17 protein-coding genes and 2 tRNA genes are annotated in these 17,919 nt (G+C 65.9%); 7 read left to right on the top strand and 12 right to left on the bottom strand.

The annotated features are described in order from the left end of the window. Positions 1–224: 224 nt before the first annotated feature. The 3 genes from Q4C89_RS01940 to Q4C89_RS01930 all read right to left on the bottom strand — a co-directional run bounded on the left by Q4C89_RS01940 (position 225) and on the right by Q4C89_RS01930 (position 4,100). Positions 225–1,205, bottom strand: a complete 981-nt coding sequence (locus Q4C89_RS01940) for a metallophosphoesterase (RefSeq protein WP_303100922.1) — start codon at positions 1,203–1,205, stop codon at positions 225–227. A 78-nt stretch (positions 1,206–1,283) separates the two neighbouring features. Further along, positions 1,284–2,015 (bottom strand): heat shock protein transcriptional repressor HspR, fused homodimer type, encoded by a 732-nt coding sequence (locus Q4C89_RS01935; protein ID WP_303100921.1) that lies wholly within the window; start codon positions 2,013–2,015, stop codon positions 1,284–1,286. Between the two features lie 162 nt (positions 2,016–2,177). After that, the gene (locus tag Q4C89_RS01930; RefSeq protein WP_303100920.1) at positions 2,178–4,100 is read right to left on the bottom strand and encodes an alpha-amylase family protein; all 1,923 of its coding nucleotides are present in this window, start codon (positions 4,098–4,100) and stop codon (positions 2,178–2,180) included. Positions 4,101–4,237: 137 nt separating this feature from the next. Here Q4C89_RS01930 and Q4C89_RS01925 point away from each other — a divergent pair, with 137 nt between their 5' ends. After that, the gene (locus Q4C89_RS01925) at positions 4,238–4,726 is read left to right on the top strand and encodes a hypothetical protein (protein ID WP_303100919.1); all 489 of its coding nucleotides are present in this window, start codon (positions 4,238–4,240) and stop codon (positions 4,724–4,726) included. Between the two features lie 105 nt (positions 4,727–4,831). Here the strand turns inward: Q4C89_RS01925 and Q4C89_RS01920 are convergent, their stop codons facing one another. Next, entirely contained in the window at positions 4,832–5,836 is a 1,005-nt protein-coding gene (locus Q4C89_RS01920; protein ID WP_303100918.1) for a polyprenyl synthetase family protein, read from the bottom strand. Between the two features lie 112 nt (positions 5,837–5,948). Here Q4C89_RS01920 and Q4C89_RS01915 point away from each other — a divergent pair, with 112 nt between their 5' ends. Beyond that, on the top strand, positions 5,949–6,548 hold the full coding sequence (locus Q4C89_RS01915; RefSeq protein ID WP_303100917.1) for a hypothetical protein: 600 nt from the start codon (positions 5,949–5,951) through the stop codon (positions 6,546–6,548). A 64-nt stretch (positions 6,549–6,612) separates the two neighbouring features. On the opposite strand, the gene Q4C89_RS01910 is transcribed toward Q4C89_RS01915, so the two are convergent. Continuing rightward, positions 6,613–7,584 (bottom strand): phosphotriesterase, encoded by a 972-nt coding sequence (locus Q4C89_RS01910; RefSeq protein WP_303100916.1) that lies wholly within the window; start codon positions 7,582–7,584, stop codon positions 6,613–6,615. A gap of 73 nt (positions 7,585–7,657) precedes the next feature. Between Q4C89_RS01910 and Q4C89_RS01905 the strand changes: the two genes are divergently transcribed. Next, a complete protein-coding gene (locus Q4C89_RS01905; RefSeq protein WP_303100915.1) occupies positions 7,658–7,924 on the top strand; it encodes an acylphosphatase in 267 nt (88 codons plus the stop codon). Here Q4C89_RS01905 and nth read toward each other — a convergent pair. Beyond that, positions 7,915–8,688 (bottom strand): endonuclease III, encoded by a 774-nt coding sequence (gene nth / locus Q4C89_RS01900; RefSeq protein ID WP_303100914.1) that lies wholly within the window; start codon positions 8,686–8,688, stop codon positions 7,915–7,917. The two genes, Q4C89_RS01905 and nth, sit on opposite strands and share 10 nt — an antisense overlap. Before the next feature lie 75 nt (positions 8,689–8,763). Between nth and Q4C89_RS01895 the strand changes: the two genes are divergently transcribed. Continuing rightward, positions 8,764–9,498 (top strand): ATP-binding cassette domain-containing protein, encoded by a 735-nt coding sequence (locus Q4C89_RS01895; RefSeq protein WP_303100913.1) that lies wholly within the window; start codon positions 8,764–8,766, stop codon positions 9,496–9,498. Between the two features lie 34 nt (positions 9,499–9,532). After that, a complete protein-coding gene (locus tag Q4C89_RS01890) occupies positions 9,533–10,765 on the top strand; it encodes an ABC transporter permease (protein WP_303100923.1) in 1,233 nt (410 codons plus the stop codon). A 241-nt stretch (positions 10,766–11,006) separates the two neighbouring features. On the opposite strand, the gene Q4C89_RS01885 is transcribed toward Q4C89_RS01890, so the two are convergent. After that, complete coding sequence (locus tag Q4C89_RS01885) at positions 11,007–12,152, bottom strand: acyl-CoA dehydrogenase family protein (RefSeq protein ID WP_303100912.1); 1,146 nt, start codon at positions 12,150–12,152, stop codon at positions 11,007–11,009. A 106-nt stretch (positions 12,153–12,258) separates the two neighbouring features. On the opposite strand from Q4C89_RS01885, the gene Q4C89_RS01880 reads away from it, so the two are divergent. Further along, a tRNA-His gene (locus Q4C89_RS01880) sits at positions 12,259–12,335 on the top strand. A 43-nt stretch (positions 12,336–12,378) separates the two neighbouring features. Continuing rightward, a tRNA-Leu gene (locus tag Q4C89_RS01875) sits at positions 12,379–12,464 on the top strand. A gap of 157 nt (positions 12,465–12,621) precedes the next feature. Here the strand turns inward: Q4C89_RS01875 and ppk2 are convergent. The 5 genes from ppk2 to Q4C89_RS01850 form a co-directional block, all read right to left on the bottom strand. Further along, positions 12,622–13,794, bottom strand: a complete 1,173-nt coding sequence (gene ppk2 / locus Q4C89_RS01870; protein WP_303100911.1) for a polyphosphate kinase 2 — start codon at positions 13,792–13,794, stop codon at positions 12,622–12,624. Positions 13,795–13,913: 119 nt separating this feature from the next. Continuing rightward, positions 13,914–14,180 (bottom strand): M-like protein, encoded by a 267-nt coding sequence (locus Q4C89_RS01865; RefSeq protein ID WP_303100910.1) that lies wholly within the window; start codon positions 14,178–14,180, stop codon positions 13,914–13,916. Positions 14,181–14,317: 137 nt separating this feature from the next. Next, positions 14,318–15,439, bottom strand: coding sequence for a DUF58 domain-containing protein (locus Q4C89_RS01860; RefSeq protein WP_303100909.1), 1,122 nt, complete (start codon positions 15,437–15,439; stop codon positions 14,318–14,320). After that, positions 15,436–16,407, bottom strand: a complete 972-nt coding sequence (locus tag Q4C89_RS01855; protein ID WP_303100908.1) for a MoxR family ATPase — start codon at positions 16,405–16,407, stop codon at positions 15,436–15,438. The genes Q4C89_RS01860 and Q4C89_RS01855 overlap by 4 nt, the downstream gene beginning before the upstream one ends. Positions 16,408–16,431: 24 nt before the next feature. Further along, positions 16,432–17,883, bottom strand: a complete 1,452-nt coding sequence (locus tag Q4C89_RS01850) for a DUF4129 domain-containing protein (protein WP_303100907.1) — start codon at positions 17,881–17,883, stop codon at positions 16,432–16,434. Positions 17,884–17,919 lie beyond the last annotated feature (36 nt).

Raw genomic sequence — 17,919 nt, 5'->3', positions numbered from 1 at the left:
GTTTAGAGCATTTTGAATAAAATCTTTGTGGCCCCTTTCTGCCGAGTGGAACGGGTGAAAACCGAGGGTCATACGGATTCCGATTGAATCTGTTAGGTTCAGATTCAATCCGAGCGGATGCGAGTAGGAAAAGATACGGGTTTCGCGTTATGGCTGCACAGGCGGTGCCTTTCCGACTGTGCAGGAATTAAGCGGAATCCGTATCAGCAGGAAGAATCCTGAGTCTAGAGCACGGGCAAAAAGGACGCCGCCCCGAAAATCCCCGGAGGCAGCTTGACCACCTGCTGCACCTGCGGCTCGCCCCACTCGGGATAGCCGAGCTGGGCGATGAATCCGGCGTCGGGAAAATACGCCATGCCGCTGTCGGCCCCCACGCATAGTCCGGACGCGTAGCTGAGGGGAACCGTCGGGTCGTCTGACCGATAAAGAACGTTCTCGCACAGCAGCGCGGTGGGGGTATGCCCGTGCACGAGTTGCTGCCCGCCGTAGCGCTCCAGCAGATGGCGGGCGTTGGCGACCCCTGGGGCACCGACGAAGTTCATCCGGTCCACGAACGCGTTGGCGAAGGCTCCCCATACGCTGGGGTCACGGCTGCGCAGCATGTCGGCGGCGTGGCTGTTGACGTCTTCCAGGCTGCTGCCCAGGCTGCTGTAGAACACCGAATCGGCGTGCACCAGCAGCCAGTCGCTCGCCCGCGCCAGGAGGGGGCGCGACTGAATCCAGGTCACGTCCTCGGGCGCGAGCCGCTCCAAATCCCAGAGCTGCCCGCCGTTGCTCAGCCAGTACTCCATGAATCCCAGGCGGTCTTGGGGGTCGTGACTGCGAAAGAGCGCCGCCGCCAGAAACATGACTTCGTGGTTGCCGAGCAGCGCCGTGACTTGCCCCCCTCCTCCCCGGGCCTGCCGCTCCAGCTGCTGCACCAGCCGCAGCACGCCGACGCCGTCGGGGCCACGGTCCACATAGTCGCCCAGAAACACCAGATGGGCCCGCCCGCCCGTCCAGTTGCCTGCCCGGTCAATCAAGCCCGCCCGCATCAGCAGGGCGCGGAGCTTGTCGTGTGCGCCGTGAACGTCACCGACCACCCACAAGTCACGGGGCCGGGAAGGGTCGAAGCCCTCTCCCCCGCCTTCTTCACCGAACGGGCCTTGCCCCTCTCCAAGCGGTGGGAAGGGCGGGACATCGGTGGAGGAAAAGGCGGGAGACATAGAAGGGAGTGGCGCAAGCCAAGAGCCTGGCGGCTGGCAGTCTACAGGCCAAGCTCTTGCAGAGTTCTGACCGTCAATTCAGTCCTCGGTCTCGTCTTCGCCTGTCGGCACGTTTTCCGACCCACCCGGCGATGGCAGGGTGCGCCACTTGGTCATGCGCTCGGTGATGTCTTGCTGAAGGCGGCGCACGTTGCCCTCCAGATGAGAGCGGGAAGCATCGAGTTCGTGACGCAGGCGCATGATTTCTTCGACACCCGCGAGGTTGACGCCGAGTTCCTGGGTCAGCCGCCGGATTTCGCGCAGATGCTCGATGTCGCGCTCGGAGTACAGCCGCGTCTTGCCGCTGGAACGTCCCGGACGAATGAGCTGCTTGCGCTCGTACAGCCGCAGCGTCTGGGGGTGCATATCCACCAGCTCAGCGGCGATGGAGATGACGTAGACGGGTCGGTCACGCGGGTCGAGGGCCGCACCCGACGAAGGAAGCGCCTGGGGCCGGGCCTGTTCGCGCAGTTCGTCCTCGATGCGCTCGATTTCGGCCTCGAATTCCTGCTGCAAGTCGTCGAGCTGGTGCTGAAGGCGCATGACTTCCTCGACGCCCGCGAGGTTGACGCCGAGTTCCTGGGTCAGCCGTCGGATTTCGCGCAGATGCTCGATGTCGCGCTCGGAATACAGCCGCGTCTTGCCGCTGCTTCTCCCCGGACGAATCAGACCCTTGCGTTCGTACAGCCGCAGCGTCTGGGGATGCATGTCCACCAGTTCCGCCGCCACCGAGATGACGTACACAGGGCGATGTTTGGCGTCCGAACCCATAAGCGGAGTTGAGTATACCGCAATCAAGGTTGCTGCGCCGCTGATGGCAGGGGCTGCGCTTGCTGATGGCGGATGGCAAATGGCCTGGGGCGGGGAGCTGTCGCAAGCCTCCTTTTCCATCATCCATCAGCGAAGCGGAACCATCATCCATCATCAACGGCTCTAAGCCTCGGCCCCCACCAGCCACAGCGCCCGGAATGGGGCGAGGGTCAGCGTCGGGCGGGTAAGGTGAAAGTGACTGTCCGAGAGCAGATCACGCGCCCCGTCCCCCAACTGGTCACGCAGCACGTAGGCCGGAAACTGAATCTGGTGTTCGCTGAAGTTGTAGACCTGCACCATCACGCCCAGCGGATGCTCGCGCAGCAGCAGCAGCACGCAGGGGTCGGGACTGGGCAGCGGGCGACTCTCGATGCTGGCGTGCAGGTACGGGGTGCGGCGGCGCACGGCGAGCAGATGGCGCACCCCGGCATTCATGCGGGCGGCGGGCAGCGTGGGGTCGGCCTGAATCGCCTTTGCCAGCGCCCAGTCCATCCGTGGGCGGTGAACCCAGCGGTTGTCGGCGACGTGTTCGGGGGTGTCGGCAAAAGCGTAGTCGTTGAGCAGCGCCAACTCGTCGCCCATGTAGAGCAGCGGCACCCCGCCGAAGCCCAGCATCAGTGTGTGCAGCAGCAGCAGGCGGCCCAGGGCATCGTCTACCCGCGCCGGGTCGTCACTTTTGAGTGCCTGCTCCAGTCCGGCGAGACTGGCGGCGGTGCCGGAAATGCGGCGGTCGCCCGTCTGCGGGTTGTGCTGAAAGACCAGGCCCCGCGCAAAGCTGCCCGCAAAGTCGCCGCTGTAAAAGTCGGACAGAAAGCGCCGATGCTCTGGCCCGCTCAGGCCCACCCGCGCCGCGTCCTCGTCGGAAACGGCCCAGCCGATGTCGTCGTGGCAGCGGACGTAGCTGCCCCAGGTCGTGTTGGTCGGTTTGGGCGGAAAGGCCGCCAGCGCCGCCGCCAGCAGCCGCACGTCCCGCGAGGCGAGCGCACTCCACATCTGCACCATCAGCGAGTTGTGGTAGGCCATATCCGACACCCGCCCGTGGTGGTCACGCGAGCCGAGGTAATGAATCAGGTCGCCCGGCGCCACAATCGCCTCGGCCTTGAACGCCACCGCCGGAGCCACCACGCGGGTCGCCGCCCGCAGCGCGTGGGTGAGGTGATGAACTTCGGGCTGGTTCTGGCAGTCGGTGCCCAGCCGTTTCCACAGGAAGGCGATGGCGTCAAGGCGGAAGACCTCTACCCCCCGGTTCGCCAGCGTCAGGATGATGTCCAGATACTCGCGGAAGACGGCCGGGTTGCTCCAGTTCACGTCCCACTGGTAGCGGTTGAAGGTCGTCCAGACCCAGCCCTGCAATGCCTCGTCCCAGGTGAAGTTGCCCGGCGCGAAGTCGGGAAACACCTCGGGGAGTGTCTGCTCGAAGGCGTCGGGCTGCTCACGGTCAGGGTAGACATAGAAATAGTCGCGGTAGGCCGCTTCGCCTCCTCTAGCCCGCACCGCCCAGTCGTGCTCCTGCGCCACATGGTTGAGCACCAGATCGAGCACCAGGCTGATGCCCTGGCCGCGCAGGTCACGCGCCAGTGCCGAGAGGTCGTCGATGCTGCCGAGGTCTTCGCGCACCGCCCGGTAGTCCTGTACCGCGTAGCCGCCGTCGTTTTCGCCGTCGCGGGGGCGCAGCAGCGGCATCAGGTGCAGGTATTTGACCCCCAGGTCTTGCAGGTAGCCGACCTTTTCACCGACGCCCTTGAGGGTTCCGGCAAAGCGGTCGGCGTAGGCGACGTAGCCCACCATGTCGGGCGCTTGCAGCCAGTCGGGGCGCAGCAGCCGCGCCTCGTCCAGCCGCCGCAGGTCAGCGGGGCGGGCGTGGTAGGCGTGCAGCATGACTTCAAGGAGTTCCGCCAGCAGCGCCTCGGCCTGCTCGCCGTACACCGCCCGCAGGTTGTCGGCCAGTTCGGGGCCGTAGCGTTCCAGCCGCAGCAAAAAGGTATCGGCGTCGCGGTCGTCGTCGAAAGCGGGGCGCAGGCGTGAGACGAGTTCGGGGGTCAGCACCTCTTCAGCATACGGCGCAGGGCACGGAAGCGGTTCCAGCTTGCTTGTCCTTCCCGAAAGTGCCGAAACCCGTCCGGGTTAAGCCGCGTTAAGCCCTTGTGGAGGCCGGTCTAAGGAAGCGCCCCTAGCCTGGGTCTATGAAAAAGTTCTGGCTTTCGGCGCTCCTTTTCCTTCCCCTCACGGCCCTGGGCACGGCGCAGGCCGACGAGGTGCGTTGCAGTGGCGGCATCGGCGCACGCAGCATCGACGGTGACATCGTGGTGCCGCGTGGCGCGACCTGCACCCTCAGCGGCACGGTGGTCGACGGCAATGTCAAGGTAGAGCGTGGCGGCACCCTGGTCATGAACTCGGCACGGGTCGGCGGCAACGTCCAGTCCGAGGGGTTGCGCTCGGTCAGTGTGTCGGGAGGCAGCGTCGGCGGAAGCATTCAGCTCAAGGAAGGAGGCCGCGTGACCCTCCAGAACGTGAGGGTCAACGGTGACATTCAGCTCGAGAAGAACAGTGGGCCGGTACTCGTACGGAGCAACAATGTGGGCGGCAACCTGCAATGCCAGGGCAACAGCGGCATCAGCGGAAGCGGCAACCGGGTAGACGGGAACAAAGAAGACCAGTGCCGCTCGTTCTGAGCACCCGAACTCGGCCCTGACCAAGCAGCGGAGACGATGAGCCTTCCCATCGTCTCCGCTTTTTCTATGTGCTGCTTCCTTGTGCTGCTCAGCCCCTGGGCTGCTTCAGTGCGGCCGCTGAATCTCCCGCTGGGCCAGAGCCTCCAGCGCACGGCGGGCGGGCGAGGGCGGCAGCACGTCCAGCGCACGGATGGCGGCGGCAGCGCGGCGGCGGATTTCCTCGCGGGTCTGTTCGTCGGCGCGTTCCTGCCGGGCCAGGGTCAGCACCCGCTCCACGTCGCCGGGTTGCGCGGCGCGGCGTTCCAGAATCTCGCGCACCTCGGCGTCGTGCGGCCCGCCGAGCAGCAGCAGTGTGGGATACGTCGCCTTGCCCTCGTGCAGGTCGCCGCCCACCGGCTTGCCGATCTGGGCCTCGGTGCCGAACAGGTCGAGCAGGTCGTCTTGCATCTGAAACGCCATGCCGTACTCGTGCCCGAAGACCCGCAGCGCCTCGCACTCGGCCTCGCCCGCACCCAGCAGCAGTGCCGGAGCCTGGGCCGCGAGTTCGAGCAGCGCCGCCGTCTTGCCTTGAATGACCTGAAGGTAATTCTCGAAGGAATAGTCGGCGTAGGACGCCACCTGAAATTGCAGCACCTCGCCCTCGCAGATGACGCTGGCGGCCCGCCCGAACTCGCGGGTCAGCGCCGGACTGCGGGGCATGGTCGAGAGTTCGCCCAGCAGCCGCGCCAGCATGAAGTCGCCGCTCATGACGCTCACCACGTTGCCGAAGCGCCGGAACGCCGTTTCCTGACCGCGCCGCTTGTCCGAGTCGTCGATCAGGTCGTCGTGCAGCAGGCTGGCCGAGTGCAGCAGTTCCACACACACGCTCAGGCGCAGCACGTCGTTCCAGTGGGGGTCATCCGGCAAGGTGCCGAGTGATTGCGCCGCCAGCAGCGTGACGAGGGGCCGCACCCGCTTGCCACCCGCCGCCGCGAGGTCTTCCCCGATGATGGCGATAAATTCCACGTCCGAGCGCAGCACCTCGCGCAACTGGGCCTCGAACGCGGCGTCGGGCACCGCCAGCCCAGTCAGGGGCAGGTCTGGAACGCTCGGGGAAAACACGCCAGTCATGGGGGCAAGTATAGGAGGGCAGGGGAAGCGCCGTGCGGGGCAAATGTTGGCTGACCCTGGCAGTCTTTCTGTCCCTCGCGCCGCACCCCGCGAACATGGTAAAAAACAGGGTATGGAAAGCGTCGTCGCCCTTTTTCCCGAACCCGCGCAGGCCCGGCAAGCCCTGAACGCCCTGCAGGCACGCGGCTTTGCCCGTGAACACCTTGGTTTTGCTCTGGCCGACGTGGTCGCTGAAAACGAAATTGCCAGTGCCACGGGCGTTAGCCCCGAAGCCGGAGCGCCCGGCGGTGCGGGGACGGCCATCAAGGGCACGGTCTACGGCACACTCATCGGCGTCGCGCTGCTGATTCCGGTGTGGATTCTGTTGCGCCTGATTCCCGAAACCCAGATCTACAGCGACGGCGCACTGATGGCGATGCTGTTCGGGGCCATCGGCGGCGGCGGCATGGGCTTCCTGTTCGGGGCACTGGCAGGCAGCGACCACGGCGACCACGTCAAGCTGCTGCGTCAGATGGGCGTGCCTGCGGCCCAGGCCGAGCGCATTCAGGCCAGCGTGCGCGGCGGTCACACCATGGTGATTGCCCGTGACCCCAGCGGCAGCCGCACCGACGAAGCCCTCAGCATCATGCGCCGCAGCGGGGCCGTGCGCCTTGAGGACGTGGAAGGCGGCGGCAAGCTCCAGAGCGAACGCACCGGACAGGGCGGTCACTGAGCTTTTCGACAGCAGGAGCGGCACCGGGAAACATCTCCGGTGCCGCTTCCTTTTGCTGTTCGTTCTACCCGAACAACCGTGCCGGGTTGCCCACCGTCATCTGCTCTATCTGCTCGGCCGTGATGCCCCGCCTGTGCAACTCGGGCAGGATGTCAGCAGACAGGTGCAGCGGGTGCCAGTCCTTGACGGCGGGCAAGATGACCTCCGGCATGGGCAGCGGGCGCCCCAGCCAGTGCCAGATGCTGTCGTGCGAGAGCAGCAACCGACCGGCATGACCTTCAGCCAGCAGCGTGGTCAGGACTTCCAGCCGCTCGGCGTCGGTGGGGGTGCCGACCAGACCCTGAAGTCCCAGACGGTCAAAAGCGATGCTGACCCCGTAGCGCAGTGTGGCGCGGTGGTAGGCCGGATCGGTGTTGCCGTCCATGTGCCCAATCATGACGCGTTCGGGGTCGGCCCCCAGCGAGGTCAGCAGTTCGGCCTGCTGTGGCCCCTGCTGGCCTTCCTGCGTGTGGGTGATGATGGGTACCCCGGTTTCACGCTGCACCCTGGCTCCGGCCCGGAAAAACATCTGCTCGTAGGGGGTGATGGCGTCACGGCTGCTCGCCAGCTTGATGACCCCGGCGCGGATACCTGTTCCGGCGATGCCCTGGGTCACTTCGGTCTTCATCATCTCGTAGATTTCCGACTCGGCGTCACCCAGTGAGGCCCGGAACTTGAAGTAGGTCGTCGCCCCCTCGCCCTCGTAGTAAAAGCCCGTCGCACACAGAATCTGTAGCCCCGTTGCCTCACTGACTTCGCGCAGGAAAGCCGGATTGCGCCCGCATTCGTTCGGCGTGGCGTCCACCACCGTTCGGATGCCCCGCGAGAGCAGCGCCCGCGCCGTCTCCGTGCAGGCCGCGAGCGCCGCCGCGTGGTCGAAGCCCCCGAGCGTCACGTCGCCCGCGTAACCTGGGTAACCGAAAATCACGTGTTCGTGGGGCAAAGTCATGCCGAGTTCTGTCGCCGCGACTGGCCCCGTCACCGTCTGTGCCGTCATGTGTGCGCCTCCTGTGGTCTGCTTTGTGGATACCGCCATGCTAGCGCGTGGAGCGGGCCGCTAAGCTGCCTCCATGCGACTGACTGCACTTGTTTCCGGAACCGTTCAGGGCGTGGGCTACCGCCTGTACGCCCAGCGCCACGCCCGTGACCTGGGGCTGCATGGCTACGCCGAAAACCTCAGCGACGGCAAGGTCGAAGTGGTGGCCGAAGGCGACGAGGCGGCGCTGGAACGGCTGCTGCACTGGCTGCGGCGCGGCCCGCCCCATGCCCGCGTGCAGAACGTGGACACCCAGTACAGCGAGGCAACGGGCCTGCGCGAATTTCACATCTACGGCTGAGCCTCGCCCAGTTCGAACAGGGCCGCACTGGGGCAGAACTCACGCAGCACGCACTCTCCGCACAGGGGCCGCTGGCTGCGGCAGGTGTCGCGCCCATGCCGCACACCAGAAATGTGCAGCGCGTAGCGTGTCTCCCAGTCGGGCGGCACGGCCTCGCCGTACCAGCGCTCGACCTTGTGGCTGTTCCAGTTGACCGGGACAAGTTCCAGCCGCTTGGCGACGCGTTCCATGTTGCCGTCTACCGGCATGGCAGGGCGGATGAGGTCAAAGAGCAGCACCAGCGCCACCGTTTTGTGGCCTACCCCCGGCAGCGCAGCGAGGGCAGCGCGGGCCTGTTCGTGGCCTTCCGGTGTCTGCGGAAAGTCGCGCAAAAAGCGCAAGCTGAGTTCGCCCCGCGCTTCTTCGAGGTGCGCCAGCACGCCATAAATGTAGTCGGCCTTCATGCGTGACAGCCCGCCGCCCGCCGACTTCAGCGTGGTGGCGATTCCGTCGGGGCCGTCCATCAGAGCGGCCTCCCAGTGCGGGTAGACGGTGGTCAGCACTTCCCACTGGCGCTGGGCCACGCGGCGGGTATTTTGCTGCGCCAGGATGGTGCGAATGACCCCCCCCAGCGGTTCGGGAAAGCGGCGCGGTGCGGGCAGGTCGGGGGCGTAGGTTTCCCGCAGGCGGCGCAGGTATTCGGGAAACCAGGCGGGCGGCGGCACCTGCTCGGTCAGGGCGGGCGGGGTCTTGGGACGGGAAGCAGACCGGGAACGCGAAGGCACGGGACAGCGTAAGCCAAACTGACGCTGACCAATCCTGTATTTCCTCTCCATCCCACCCGCGTCAAAGGAAGTTCTATGCTCCATGTCCAGAATCTGTCCAAGTCCTACGGCACGTTTCAGGCGTTGCGGGACGTGAGTTTTTCGACCCCTGGCGGTGAAGTGTTCGGGCTGCTCGGCCCCAACGGTGCGGGCAAAACCACCCTGCTGCGCATTCTGGCGACGCTGCTGGCCCCCACGTCAGGCCGCGTCACAGTCAACGGTCTCGACACATTGCAGCAGGCCGAGGCCGTGCGCCGCTGCATCGGCGTGGTCAACGGGGGCATGGGCCTGCCGCAGTACCTCACCGGGCGCGAGGTGCTGCGTTCGTTCGCGGCGTTCTACGGCCTGACCCACGCGCAGACCGAGGCCCGTATCGCCGAACTCGACGCCCGACTGGACCTGGGCCGCACGCTGGACACGCGGGCCGGAGAGTATTCGACGGGCATGAAGCAAAAAGTCGTCATCGCCCGCGCCGTCATCCACGACCCCGCCGTGCTCGTGCTGGATGAGGCGGCAAGCGGACTGGATATTTTTGCGCGGCGCACGCTGCTCGACTTTGTGGCGCAGACCCGCGCTCCGGGCCGCCTGACGCTGTATTCCACCCATGTCATGAGCGAGGCCGAGGAAGTCTGCGACCGGGTCGCCATCTTGCACCAGGGGCAACTGGTCGCGCTGGACAGCATTCCTGCCATTTTGCAGCGCACAGGCGAGCGCAACCTCGAACGGGCCTTTTTCGCCCTGCTGCGCGGAGGCGAGGACCATGCGGTCTGAGGGGCGCTCTGAGCGCGGTGGCCTGCGCCCCGGCATGCTCTGGCAGGTGGCGCAGCGTGACTTGCTCTCGACGCTGCGTGACCGCCGCACCCTCGCCAACACCATCCTGATTCCGCTGCTGGTGCTGCCGCTGCTGACCCTGGGCATGCCGCTGCTGCTGGGCAAACTGATGGGCGGGCAGGTTTCCGAGCGGCAAAAAGTGGGCGTGGTCGGCACGCTGCCCGCCGAACTGCGTCAGATCCTCACCCAGAACCGTGCACTTGGGCCAGAGGAACAGGTACAGGGCGTAGAACTCGTCCCGGTCACCGACCCGCTGAAGGCCGTGCAAAGTGGCGAGGTGGAGGCCGTTATTCGCGTGCCGCAGCCGCTTCCTACGGCGGCGGGCGCGGCGCAGGGCCGATTGGAGCTGTACGCCAAACTGGGCAACCTCAAGAGCCAGTCGGGAGCTTATGCCAAGGTCAGGAGCGCGGTGCAGAGCTACAACCGCGACCTGACCCGACGGGCACTGGTCGGCGCGGGCCTGAGCGAAACCGTGCTGGAACCCGTGCAGGTCAGGGCCGTGGACGCCAGCCCTCCCCAGGAAAAGCGGGCCGGAATGCTGGCCTTTCTGGTACCGATGCTGATGCTGAGTTTTCTGCTCAACGGCGGCATGGCAACGGCGCTCGACTCGACAGCGGGCGAGAAGGAACGCGGCACCCTCGAAAGCCTGCTGGTCACACCTGTACGCCGGGGCGAAGTGGTCGCAGGCAAGCTACTCGCCACCACACTGATGTCGCTGGCGACCGGATTTTTCAGCTTGCTGGGCTTCCTGGCAACCGGGCTGGTGGCGGCCCGCCTGTCACAGCGCAGTGTGGTAGAAGCCGAAGCGATGCAGGCGATGGGCGGGCAACTGACCCTCACGCTGGGTTCACTGGCGGCGATGGCGCTGGTCGTCATGAGTGTGGCCCTGCTGATTTCGGCGGTGCTGATTGCCCTCAGCATCTACGCCCGCTCGTACAAGGAAGCGCAGACCTACGTCTCACCGCTCTCGCTGCTCATCGTCTTTCCGGCGGTGATGCTGCAATTTTCCGACTTCTTGAAAATGGGGGACTGGCTCTACGCCCTGCCGCTGTTCGGCAGCATGGTCGCCATTCTGGACGTGGTGAAGGGCCAGATCACGCTGGGGCATACGCTGGCGGCGGTGGCGGGTAACCTGCTGGGCACCGCCGTGCTGGGCTGGCTGGCTTGGCGCTCGTTTGGGCGTGAAGAAGTGATTTTCAGGAATTGATACGACTTTGAAAAATAGTTTGGGCGTCCAAGCTATTTTTCCGAACGGACTTGCAAAGCTGCGCAGCAGAGTGAGCAGAAGAAGCTACGGGACTGAACTATTCTTCGGAGATGTCGGAAAAGCACCGCCATCTCCTTCGCGCCGTTCAGTCCCGTATGACAGAGTTCCAAGCTTGACGGCGCACATTCGGTTTCCTTTCCCGAATGTGCGCCGCGCCCTTCAGGGCCACCCAAAACCGCTTTCAGGCCCTCAACAGGTCGCCCGCGATAATCACCTTCTGAATTTCACTGGTGCCCTCGTAGATTCTCAGCAGGCGCTGGTCACGGTAGAACCGCTCGAAGGGGGCGTCCTTGACGTAGCCCATGCCGCCCGCGACCTGCACGGCCTTGTCGGCCACCTGCGAGAGCATCTCGGTGGCGTGGTACTTGGCGACACTCGCCATGCGCTTGACGTCCTGGCCTTCGTCCACCATCCAGGCCACTTTCTGCCACAGCACCCGGCTGGTCTGAATGGCGATTTCCATCTCGGCCAGCATGAACTGCACCGCCTGAAACTCGGCGATGGGTTTGCCGAACTGTTCGCGGGTCTGGGCATGCTGCACGCTCAGGTCCAGCAGACGCTGCATGGCCCCGGTGGAGCGGGCGGCGATGCCCACACGCCCGTTGGTCAGAATGCCCAGCGCCTCACGGTAGCCCCGGTGCTCCGGCCCCAGCAGGTTGGCGGCAGGAATCTCGGCGTCTTCGAAGATGACTTCGGCAGACAGCGCGCCTTTTTGACCCATCTTCTCGTCGATTTTGCCGATGCTCACGCCGGGGGTGCTCTGCGGCTCGACCAGAAAAGCACTCATGCCGCGTGTCCCCTGCGACGGGTCGGTGATGGCGATGACGGTCAGCAGCCCGGCAATCGGCGCATTGGAGATGTAGTGCTTGGTGCCGTTCAGGACGTACACGTCGCCTTTTTTGACGGCCCTGGTACGGATGTTGCCCGCGTCGCTGCCGCTGCTCGGCTCGGTGATGGCGAAGCCCGCGATGCACTCGCCCGCCGCCATCGCAGGCAGGAAACGCCTTTTTTGCTCCTCGTTGCCGAGCTTGACCAGCCCGCTGGTGCCGATGCTGGCGTGGGCCGAAATCATGCCGCCGAAGCCCATGTGCCCTTGCCCCATCGCTTCGTACACGGCGCAGCGGCCCAGAGCGCTCAGTCCCACGCCGCCGTACTCCTCGGGAATGCTCAGGCCGAAGAGGCCCAGGTCGGCGGCTTCCTTGACCAGTTCGGGCGGAATACGGTTGGTGTCCTCAATCTCGTGGGCACGGTCTTCCACGCGAGTCAGCATGAAATCACGGATGGTCGCCTGCATCTCCCGCAGGTCATCGGGCAAATTGAAATTCATGGTGACTGTTACGTTACGCCTTTTTCAGACCGGTGTCAGGCCGGGCAGCCTGAACATTGACACATTCCGAACTCTCCCCTAAACTGCTTGAGCCTGAACGGGCATGGTGGAATTAGCTCAGTCGGTTAGAGCGCCGCTCTGTGGAAGCGGAGGCCGTGGGTTCAAGTCCCATATTCCACCCCACTGTCCCCACTTCGGTGGGGCTTTTTTCCGTTCAGGCCACCACGCGAAGGTGGCGGAATTGGTAGACGCACTAGACTTAGGATCTAGTTCCCGTAGGGAGTGAGGGTTCAAGTCCCTTCTTTCGCACCAGTGCAGGAGAGCAGCAGCGTCGAGACAAACTCTGGCGCTGCTGCTCTTTTGGCACTGAATTTCAGTACCTCGAAGTTCAGCTTTAAGTGAACCAAGCGGAGTAAGTACCGAAAAAAGGACGTCGAACCGAGAACGGAGCTTTCTCGATTCGACGTCCTTAAGACCCGACGGGACGTTCGCCGCGCTCGAAGACCACGTTGGCACGGCCCACAATCAGCGGGTCAATGCGCCCGATGTTCTCGGGATCCTTGTTGGTGTAGGGCAGGCGGTGCAGCACATAGCGCATGGCGTTCAGCCGCGCCCGCTTCTTGTCGTCGGACTTGACCACCGTCCAGGGACAATCGGCGGTGTCGGTGTGGAAGAACATCGCTTCTTTGGCCTGGGTGTACTCTTCCCACTTGTCCAGCGAGGCGAGGTCCATCGGCGAGAGCTTCCACTGCTTGAGGGGATGGGCTTGGCGCTCCTTGAAGCGGCGGCGCTGCTCCTCGCGGCTCACCGAGAACCAGAACTTGATGACGTGGATGCCGCTGCGCACCAGATTGCGCTCGAACTCGGGGCACTGGCGCATGAATTCGGTGTATTCGGCGTCACTGCAAAAGCCCATCACCCGCTCGACCCCGGCGCGGTTGTACCACGAGCGGTCGAACAGCACGATTTCGCCGCGTGTGGGGAGGTGCTGCACATACCGCTGGAAGTACCACTGGCCCAGTTCTTCCTCGGTGGGTTTGGACAGCGCCACGATGCGTGCACCACGCGGATTCATGTGCTCCATGAAGCGTTTGATGGTGCCGCCCTTGCCCGCCGCGTCCCGGCCTTCAAAAATCAGGACGACGCGCTGCCCGGTGTCCTTGACCCACGCCTGCAACTTGAGCAGTTCGACCTGAAGGCGGTACTTTTCGTGCTCGTAGGTTTCGCGGCTCATGCGGTACTTGTAGGGGTAGGCCCCGTAGCCCCCATCCGCCGCGAGAATGGTGTCGAGGTTCTCGCTGGGCGTCTGGTCCCGGCTCACCAGCCGCTGACGGCGCAGGGCGCGGGAGAGCGCCTTTTGCTCGTCGGGCGAGAAGGACGACAGCAAGGTGTCGGCCAGTTCGTCGAGTTCGACGGCAGGTTCGGCGTGCAGGATGTCCGACAGGGCGCTGAGTTTGGCGGCCTGCCGCGCCTGAAGCCGCTCGGACACGCTGAGGGCTTCGGTTTCTGCGGGGGTGTCGCCCACCACGCTCTCGGCCTCGGTCATCCGGCGGGGGCGGCGGCGCGAAGCTGCGGGGGTCTGTTCCACTTCATCGTTCGTGACGGGCGGCTGCGAGGACGGACGCGAACTACGCTTGGTCATGGTTCTCCTTGAGGAAATGCGCTTGACGAAAAGTGTTCAACACCGCATTGAGAATAGCCAAAAAGAACTTCGGCCACCCTGAACGCCGGGAAGCCGAAGTGGAAAAATGAAAGTGGTCCTTACTGCTCGCCAGCAGCCTTGTCGTCGCTGTCGTCGCGCTCGGCGTCGCCCATGTTGGTGCTGGGCGGGTCGGAGGCGTCCATGCTCTGGGCGCTGGTCACGTCCACCTTGTCCACGCCTTCCTTGTCGGCCATGGCGGCGGACTTGGCCTCGGCGGCGACGGTGGCGTTCAGGTCACGCTTCTCGTCGGTGCGGCCCATGAACTGCAAGTCCACGTTGCTGATTTCGTCCTCGGTCTTGACCGTCTTGGTGTCGTTGTCGCTCATGCGCCTACGCTAGCAAGTCGCGGGCGGGCATGGGCTGAAGCTGTCCTTTATGTCACGCCGGGAGTTGCGCCGCTTTGAGGATGGATGATGGATTCACTGCGATGATGGGACGAGCTGTTGTTCCGGCGGTTAGCCGTTTACGCCCCCAGCCGCAGCACGCTCTGGTTGCCGCGCAGCACGAAGACCAGGATGCCAGCCCCGGCCAGCACGCCCGCTTGCCGTTCCAGTTCGCGCACCGTGTCGGGGGCGGCGGCCCACTGGCGGCGCGGGTTTTCGCCGGGTTCCAGATAAAAGCCCTCGGGCAGCGCCACGATGGTCACGCGGCTGGCAGTGGCCCTGGCCCGCATTGCCTGTTCGACCAATTGCGGCCCGCCCAGCGCCGTGAGAATGACGAGGTTGCTGCCACTGCGCGGAGGCAAAATCAGTGGTGGAGAGGGGTCGGCCCTGACCCGCGCCAGCCGGAGCAGCGCCGCCTGGGTCGCTTCTTCACCGCGCCCGCTGGGGGTCTGCTGACCCGCTGTGGCGACCGCAACAGGGAGGCCCAGTTTCAGCCCCTCCTGAATCAGGCTGCTGGCGAGGCGCACCGCGCTTTCCAGATACACGTCGTTGCCGCCCGACGTATCCAGATAGACGAGCAGGTTGCTCGCCGCCGTCTTCTCCAGTTCGCGCACCATCAGTTGCCCCGTGCGGGCCGAGAGTCGCCAGTGAATGCGCCCCGGCGAGTCGCCGCGCTGGTAGTCCCGCGCTCCCCGCAGGCTGAGCGGGTCTTCCAGGCCCAGCGTGCGCGACAGAGTGCCTTCCGACAGCAGGGGCCGCAAAAGGTCGGGCAACTTCAGGTCGTGGGTGCCGGGAAACACGTCCAGATGCGCCGGAAAGTCCAGCCGCACCGAACGCCAGAACAGGCCCAGCGGGTCGGCCCAGCGCAGCGTGACGCCCGGCCAATCGAACTCGCCCCAGCGATTAAGCATCAAGTTGGTGCGATGTTCGCTCTGGCGCTCGCCCAGCACCTCGCCCGCGAACACGACGGCGGCACGCGGCACCACCGACCCCGGCGGCGGGTCTTCGACCACGTAGCGCAGCGGCAGGCGACTGCGAATGCTCAGGCGCACCGTCAGCGGTATGTCGTGCCCGCTGAATCCGGCGCGGGGCAGTTCGCGTTTCAGCGTCACCTGGGGCGGCTGGCGGTACAGCCCCCACAGCAGCGCGGCGAGCAGCGCCAGCAGCCCCACCCACAGCAGGGCGGTCAGAGGCAGGGTCATAGAACGGCGGCAGCTTCGACGGGCACCGGCACGGCCTGAAGCACCTCCGCCACCACGTCTCCCGGCCCCAGCCCCTGCATCCGCGCCTCGATACCCAGCGAGAGGCGGTGGGTGAGCACGCCGGGCGCGGCCTGCTGCACGTCGTCGGGGGTGACGAAGGTGCGGCCCGCTGTCCAGGCCAGCGCCTGTGCCACCGCTTGCAGCGCGAGGCTGGCGCGGGGGCCACCGCCGAGCGCGACCTGGGGATGCTGCCGCGTGCGGGAGGCCAGAGACGCGATATAGCGCCGCAGGTCGGGGCTGACCGTCACCTCACGCACGGCGGCCTGCGCCGCCAGCAGCTCGGCGGGCGTGGCGACGGCGCTCAGTTGGCCCAGCGGGTGAATCCCTTGCAGGCGCGAGAGCATCTCGACTTCCTGTTCCAGCGACGGATATCCCACCGAGAGCCGCAGCAAAAAGCGGTCAAGTTGCGCTTCGGGCAGGCGGTAAGTCCCCTCGTGTTCCACCGGGTTCTGCGTCGCAATGACGATGAAGGGTTGCGGCAGACGGTGGGTCACGCCCGACTCGCTGACCTGCCCTTCGCCCATTGCCTCCAGCAGCGCCGACTGGGTTTTGGGGGTGGCGCGGTTGATTTCGTCGGCCAGCAGGATGCCCGTGAAAATCGGCCCCGGCACGAATTCGAATTCGCCCGTGGCAGGCCGGAACACGCTGACCCCGGTCACGTCCCCCGGCAGCAGGTCGGGCGTGAACTGCACGCGGGCAAAGTCCAGGCCCAGGCTGACCGAGAGGGCACGGGCCAGCATGGTTTTGCCGGTGCCGGGGGCGTCTTCGAGCAGAACGTGTCCCCCGGCGAGGATGGCAGCGAGGGCCAGCCGGGTCACGTCTTCCTTGCCGACCAGCACGCGGGCGACGTTGGCGATGATGTGGGCGGCAAAAGGCTGGGTGGCGGTAAGGGTGGGGGTTTGGGTCATAGGATTCCTTGTGGATGTCAGGCTCTAAGCGTCTGAGGGCTTCAACCCTGCTGAAGTGACGGACAACTGGGACAGACGGGTACAGATTTGCTCGGCGGCAGCTTCGGCACTATCGGCGTCTTCGTCGGTGACACGCCCGCCGTAGCGCACGGGCTGATAGGCGCGGGTAAGGGTTTGCAGGGCGTCCGCCAGCGCCGGAAACTCGGCCCCCAGGCGGGCGGCATAGGCGGCGGGCGTCTCGGCGAGGGTACGGGCGTGTCCGGCGTCGTGCAGGGCGGCTTCGGCGCGGCGGTAGGCCAACCGGACGCGGTGCAGCGCGGGAGCGGGCGTGTTTTCACCCGGCAGCAGCGCCTCCGCTTCGGCCCGTGCTTCGCGGCGGGTACGGCTTTTCCACAGCGCGGCATAGAGGAGCACCAGGGCCAGCGCCAGCAGTCCCACCCACAGCCAGCCGGAGAAGTTGGCCAGTCCGGTGCCGTCCAGTTCCCGCGTCTCGGGTGCGCGCTCGAACTTGAAGATGTTTTCCAGCACGTTCTGGGCCGAATCCTGCGGGGCCGTTTCCCCACCCACCCCCTGGGACTGGCGCTGAGACATCAGGGCGCTGAGCAGCACCAGCCCCCCAGTCAGCCCCAGGCCCAGCGCTGCCAGCAGTTCGGGCAGGGTCAGCCGCCGCCCGGCCTGCTGTCCACGTCCCAACAGGACGCCCGCCGCCACCACCAGCAGCAGTCCGCCCAGCAGAGCAAAGTCCAGGGGGGGCAAGGTCAGGCGGCTTTGGTCTACCGTGAGAACCAGCGGAACGGAACGGGGAGCGTCTGCCGGGGGAGGAGGAGGCTTGTCCGCCGCATTGGACACGTCGCGACTGGCTTGTTCTGGCGGAGGCGCGGCGCTCTGCGTGTCCGGCGCAAGGAGTGTTCCGGCATGAAGGTGACTTTGCGGCAGCAGCAGCCCCAGGCCCAGCACCGCCGCCGCCCCCAGCGCCGTGGCCTGCCACATCGGGCGGTGGAGGGGAGCGCGGCGGGTCGCGTAGCGGTCATCGGCCCCTTCCCGGCCCAGCAAACCGCCCTGCGCCGCCAGCAGCAGCCCGACCTGCGGAGCCAGCAGCCCTGGCAACAGCGCCAGCAGCACGCCCCGGCGCTTGCCGTCTTCCGCCAGGTTCAGGCCCAGATTGAGCAGCAGCACCAGCACCAGTTGCAGCAGGTAGGTCAGGGCCAGGCCCATCAGTGCGGACGGCCCCGCCTGCCACGCGCCGGGCAGTTGGGTCAGCATGCCCAGGCCCAGCAGCAGCATAAAAATCATCAGCCGCGCCGAGGCCCACTCGGGCCAGCGCAATCCCAGCAGGGTCACGGCGCACAGGCCCAGGCCGACCCACAGCGGCAGCACACCCGCCAGGCTCAGCGGCAACAGGGCCAGCAGCGCCCGCCGCCAGGTTAGCGGCGTGGGAAGGTCACCCGCGAGCGGGGGCGCAGGCGAGGTCGTCATGCGGCTCCTGTCAAACAGTCATTCATAGGTGCTTCA

Source organism: Deinococcus sp., from assembly GCF_030523985.1.
In the GTDB taxonomy this organism is placed as follows: Bacteria; Deinococcota; Deinococci; order Deinococcales; family Deinococcaceae; genus Deinococcus.
Note: the sequence above shows the minus strand (reverse complement) of the source record. Positions and strands in the feature narration are given on the sequence as shown.

What these genes read in the sequence shown, in the direction of transcription:
- Q4C89_RS01915 (WP_303100917.1), top strand. Translation starts at nt 5,949, where the DNA reads ATGGAAAGCGTCGTCGCCCTTTTTCCCGAACCCGCGCAGGCCCGGCAA.
- Q4C89_RS01850 (WP_303100907.1), bottom strand. Translation starts at nt 17,883, where the DNA reads ATGACGACCTCGCCTGCGCCCCCGCTCGCGGGTGACCTTCCCACGCCG.
- Q4C89_RS01925 (WP_303100919.1), top strand. Translation starts at nt 4,238, where the DNA reads ATGAAAAAGTTCTGGCTTTCGGCGCTCCTTTTCCTTCCCCTCACGGCC.
- Q4C89_RS01905 (WP_303100915.1), top strand. Translation starts at nt 7,658, where the DNA reads ATGCGACTGACTGCACTTGTTTCCGGAACCGTTCAGGGCGTGGGCTAC.
- Q4C89_RS01860 (WP_303100909.1), bottom strand. Translation starts at nt 15,439, where the DNA reads ATGACCCTGCCTCTGACCGCCCTGCTGTGGGTGGGGCTGCTGGCGCTG.
- Q4C89_RS01865 (WP_303100910.1), bottom strand. Translation starts at nt 14,180, where the DNA reads ATGAGCGACAACGACACCAAGACGGTCAAGACCGAGGACGAAATCAGC.
- Q4C89_RS01940 (WP_303100922.1), bottom strand. Translation starts at nt 1,205, where the DNA reads ATGTCTCCCGCCTTTTCCTCCACCGATGTCCCGCCCTTCCCACCGCTT.
- ppk2 (WP_303100911.1), bottom strand. Translation starts at nt 13,794, where the DNA reads ATGACCAAGCGTAGTTCGCGTCCGTCCTCGCAGCCGCCCGTCACGAAC.
- Q4C89_RS01935 (WP_303100921.1), bottom strand. Translation starts at nt 2,015, where the DNA reads ATGGGTTCGGACGCCAAACATCGCCCTGTGTACGTCATCTCGGTGGCG.
- Q4C89_RS01910 (WP_303100916.1), bottom strand. Translation starts at nt 7,584, where the DNA reads ATGACGGCACAGACGGTGACGGGGCCAGTCGCGGCGACAGAACTCGGC.
- Q4C89_RS01885 (WP_303100912.1), bottom strand. Translation starts at nt 12,152, where the DNA reads ATGAATTTCAATTTGCCCGATGACCTGCGGGAGATGCAGGCGACCATC.
- Q4C89_RS01890 (WP_303100923.1), top strand. Translation starts at nt 9,533, where the DNA reads ATGCTCTGGCAGGTGGCGCAGCGTGACTTGCTCTCGACGCTGCGTGAC.
- Q4C89_RS01895 (WP_303100913.1), top strand. Translation starts at nt 8,764, where the DNA reads ATGCTCCATGTCCAGAATCTGTCCAAGTCCTACGGCACGTTTCAGGCG.
- Q4C89_RS01855 (WP_303100908.1), bottom strand. Translation starts at nt 16,407, where the DNA reads ATGACCCAAACCCCCACCCTTACCGCCACCCAGCCTTTTGCCGCCCAC.
- Q4C89_RS01920 (WP_303100918.1), bottom strand. Translation starts at nt 5,836, where the DNA reads ATGACTGGCGTGTTTTCCCCGAGCGTTCCAGACCTGCCCCTGACTGGG.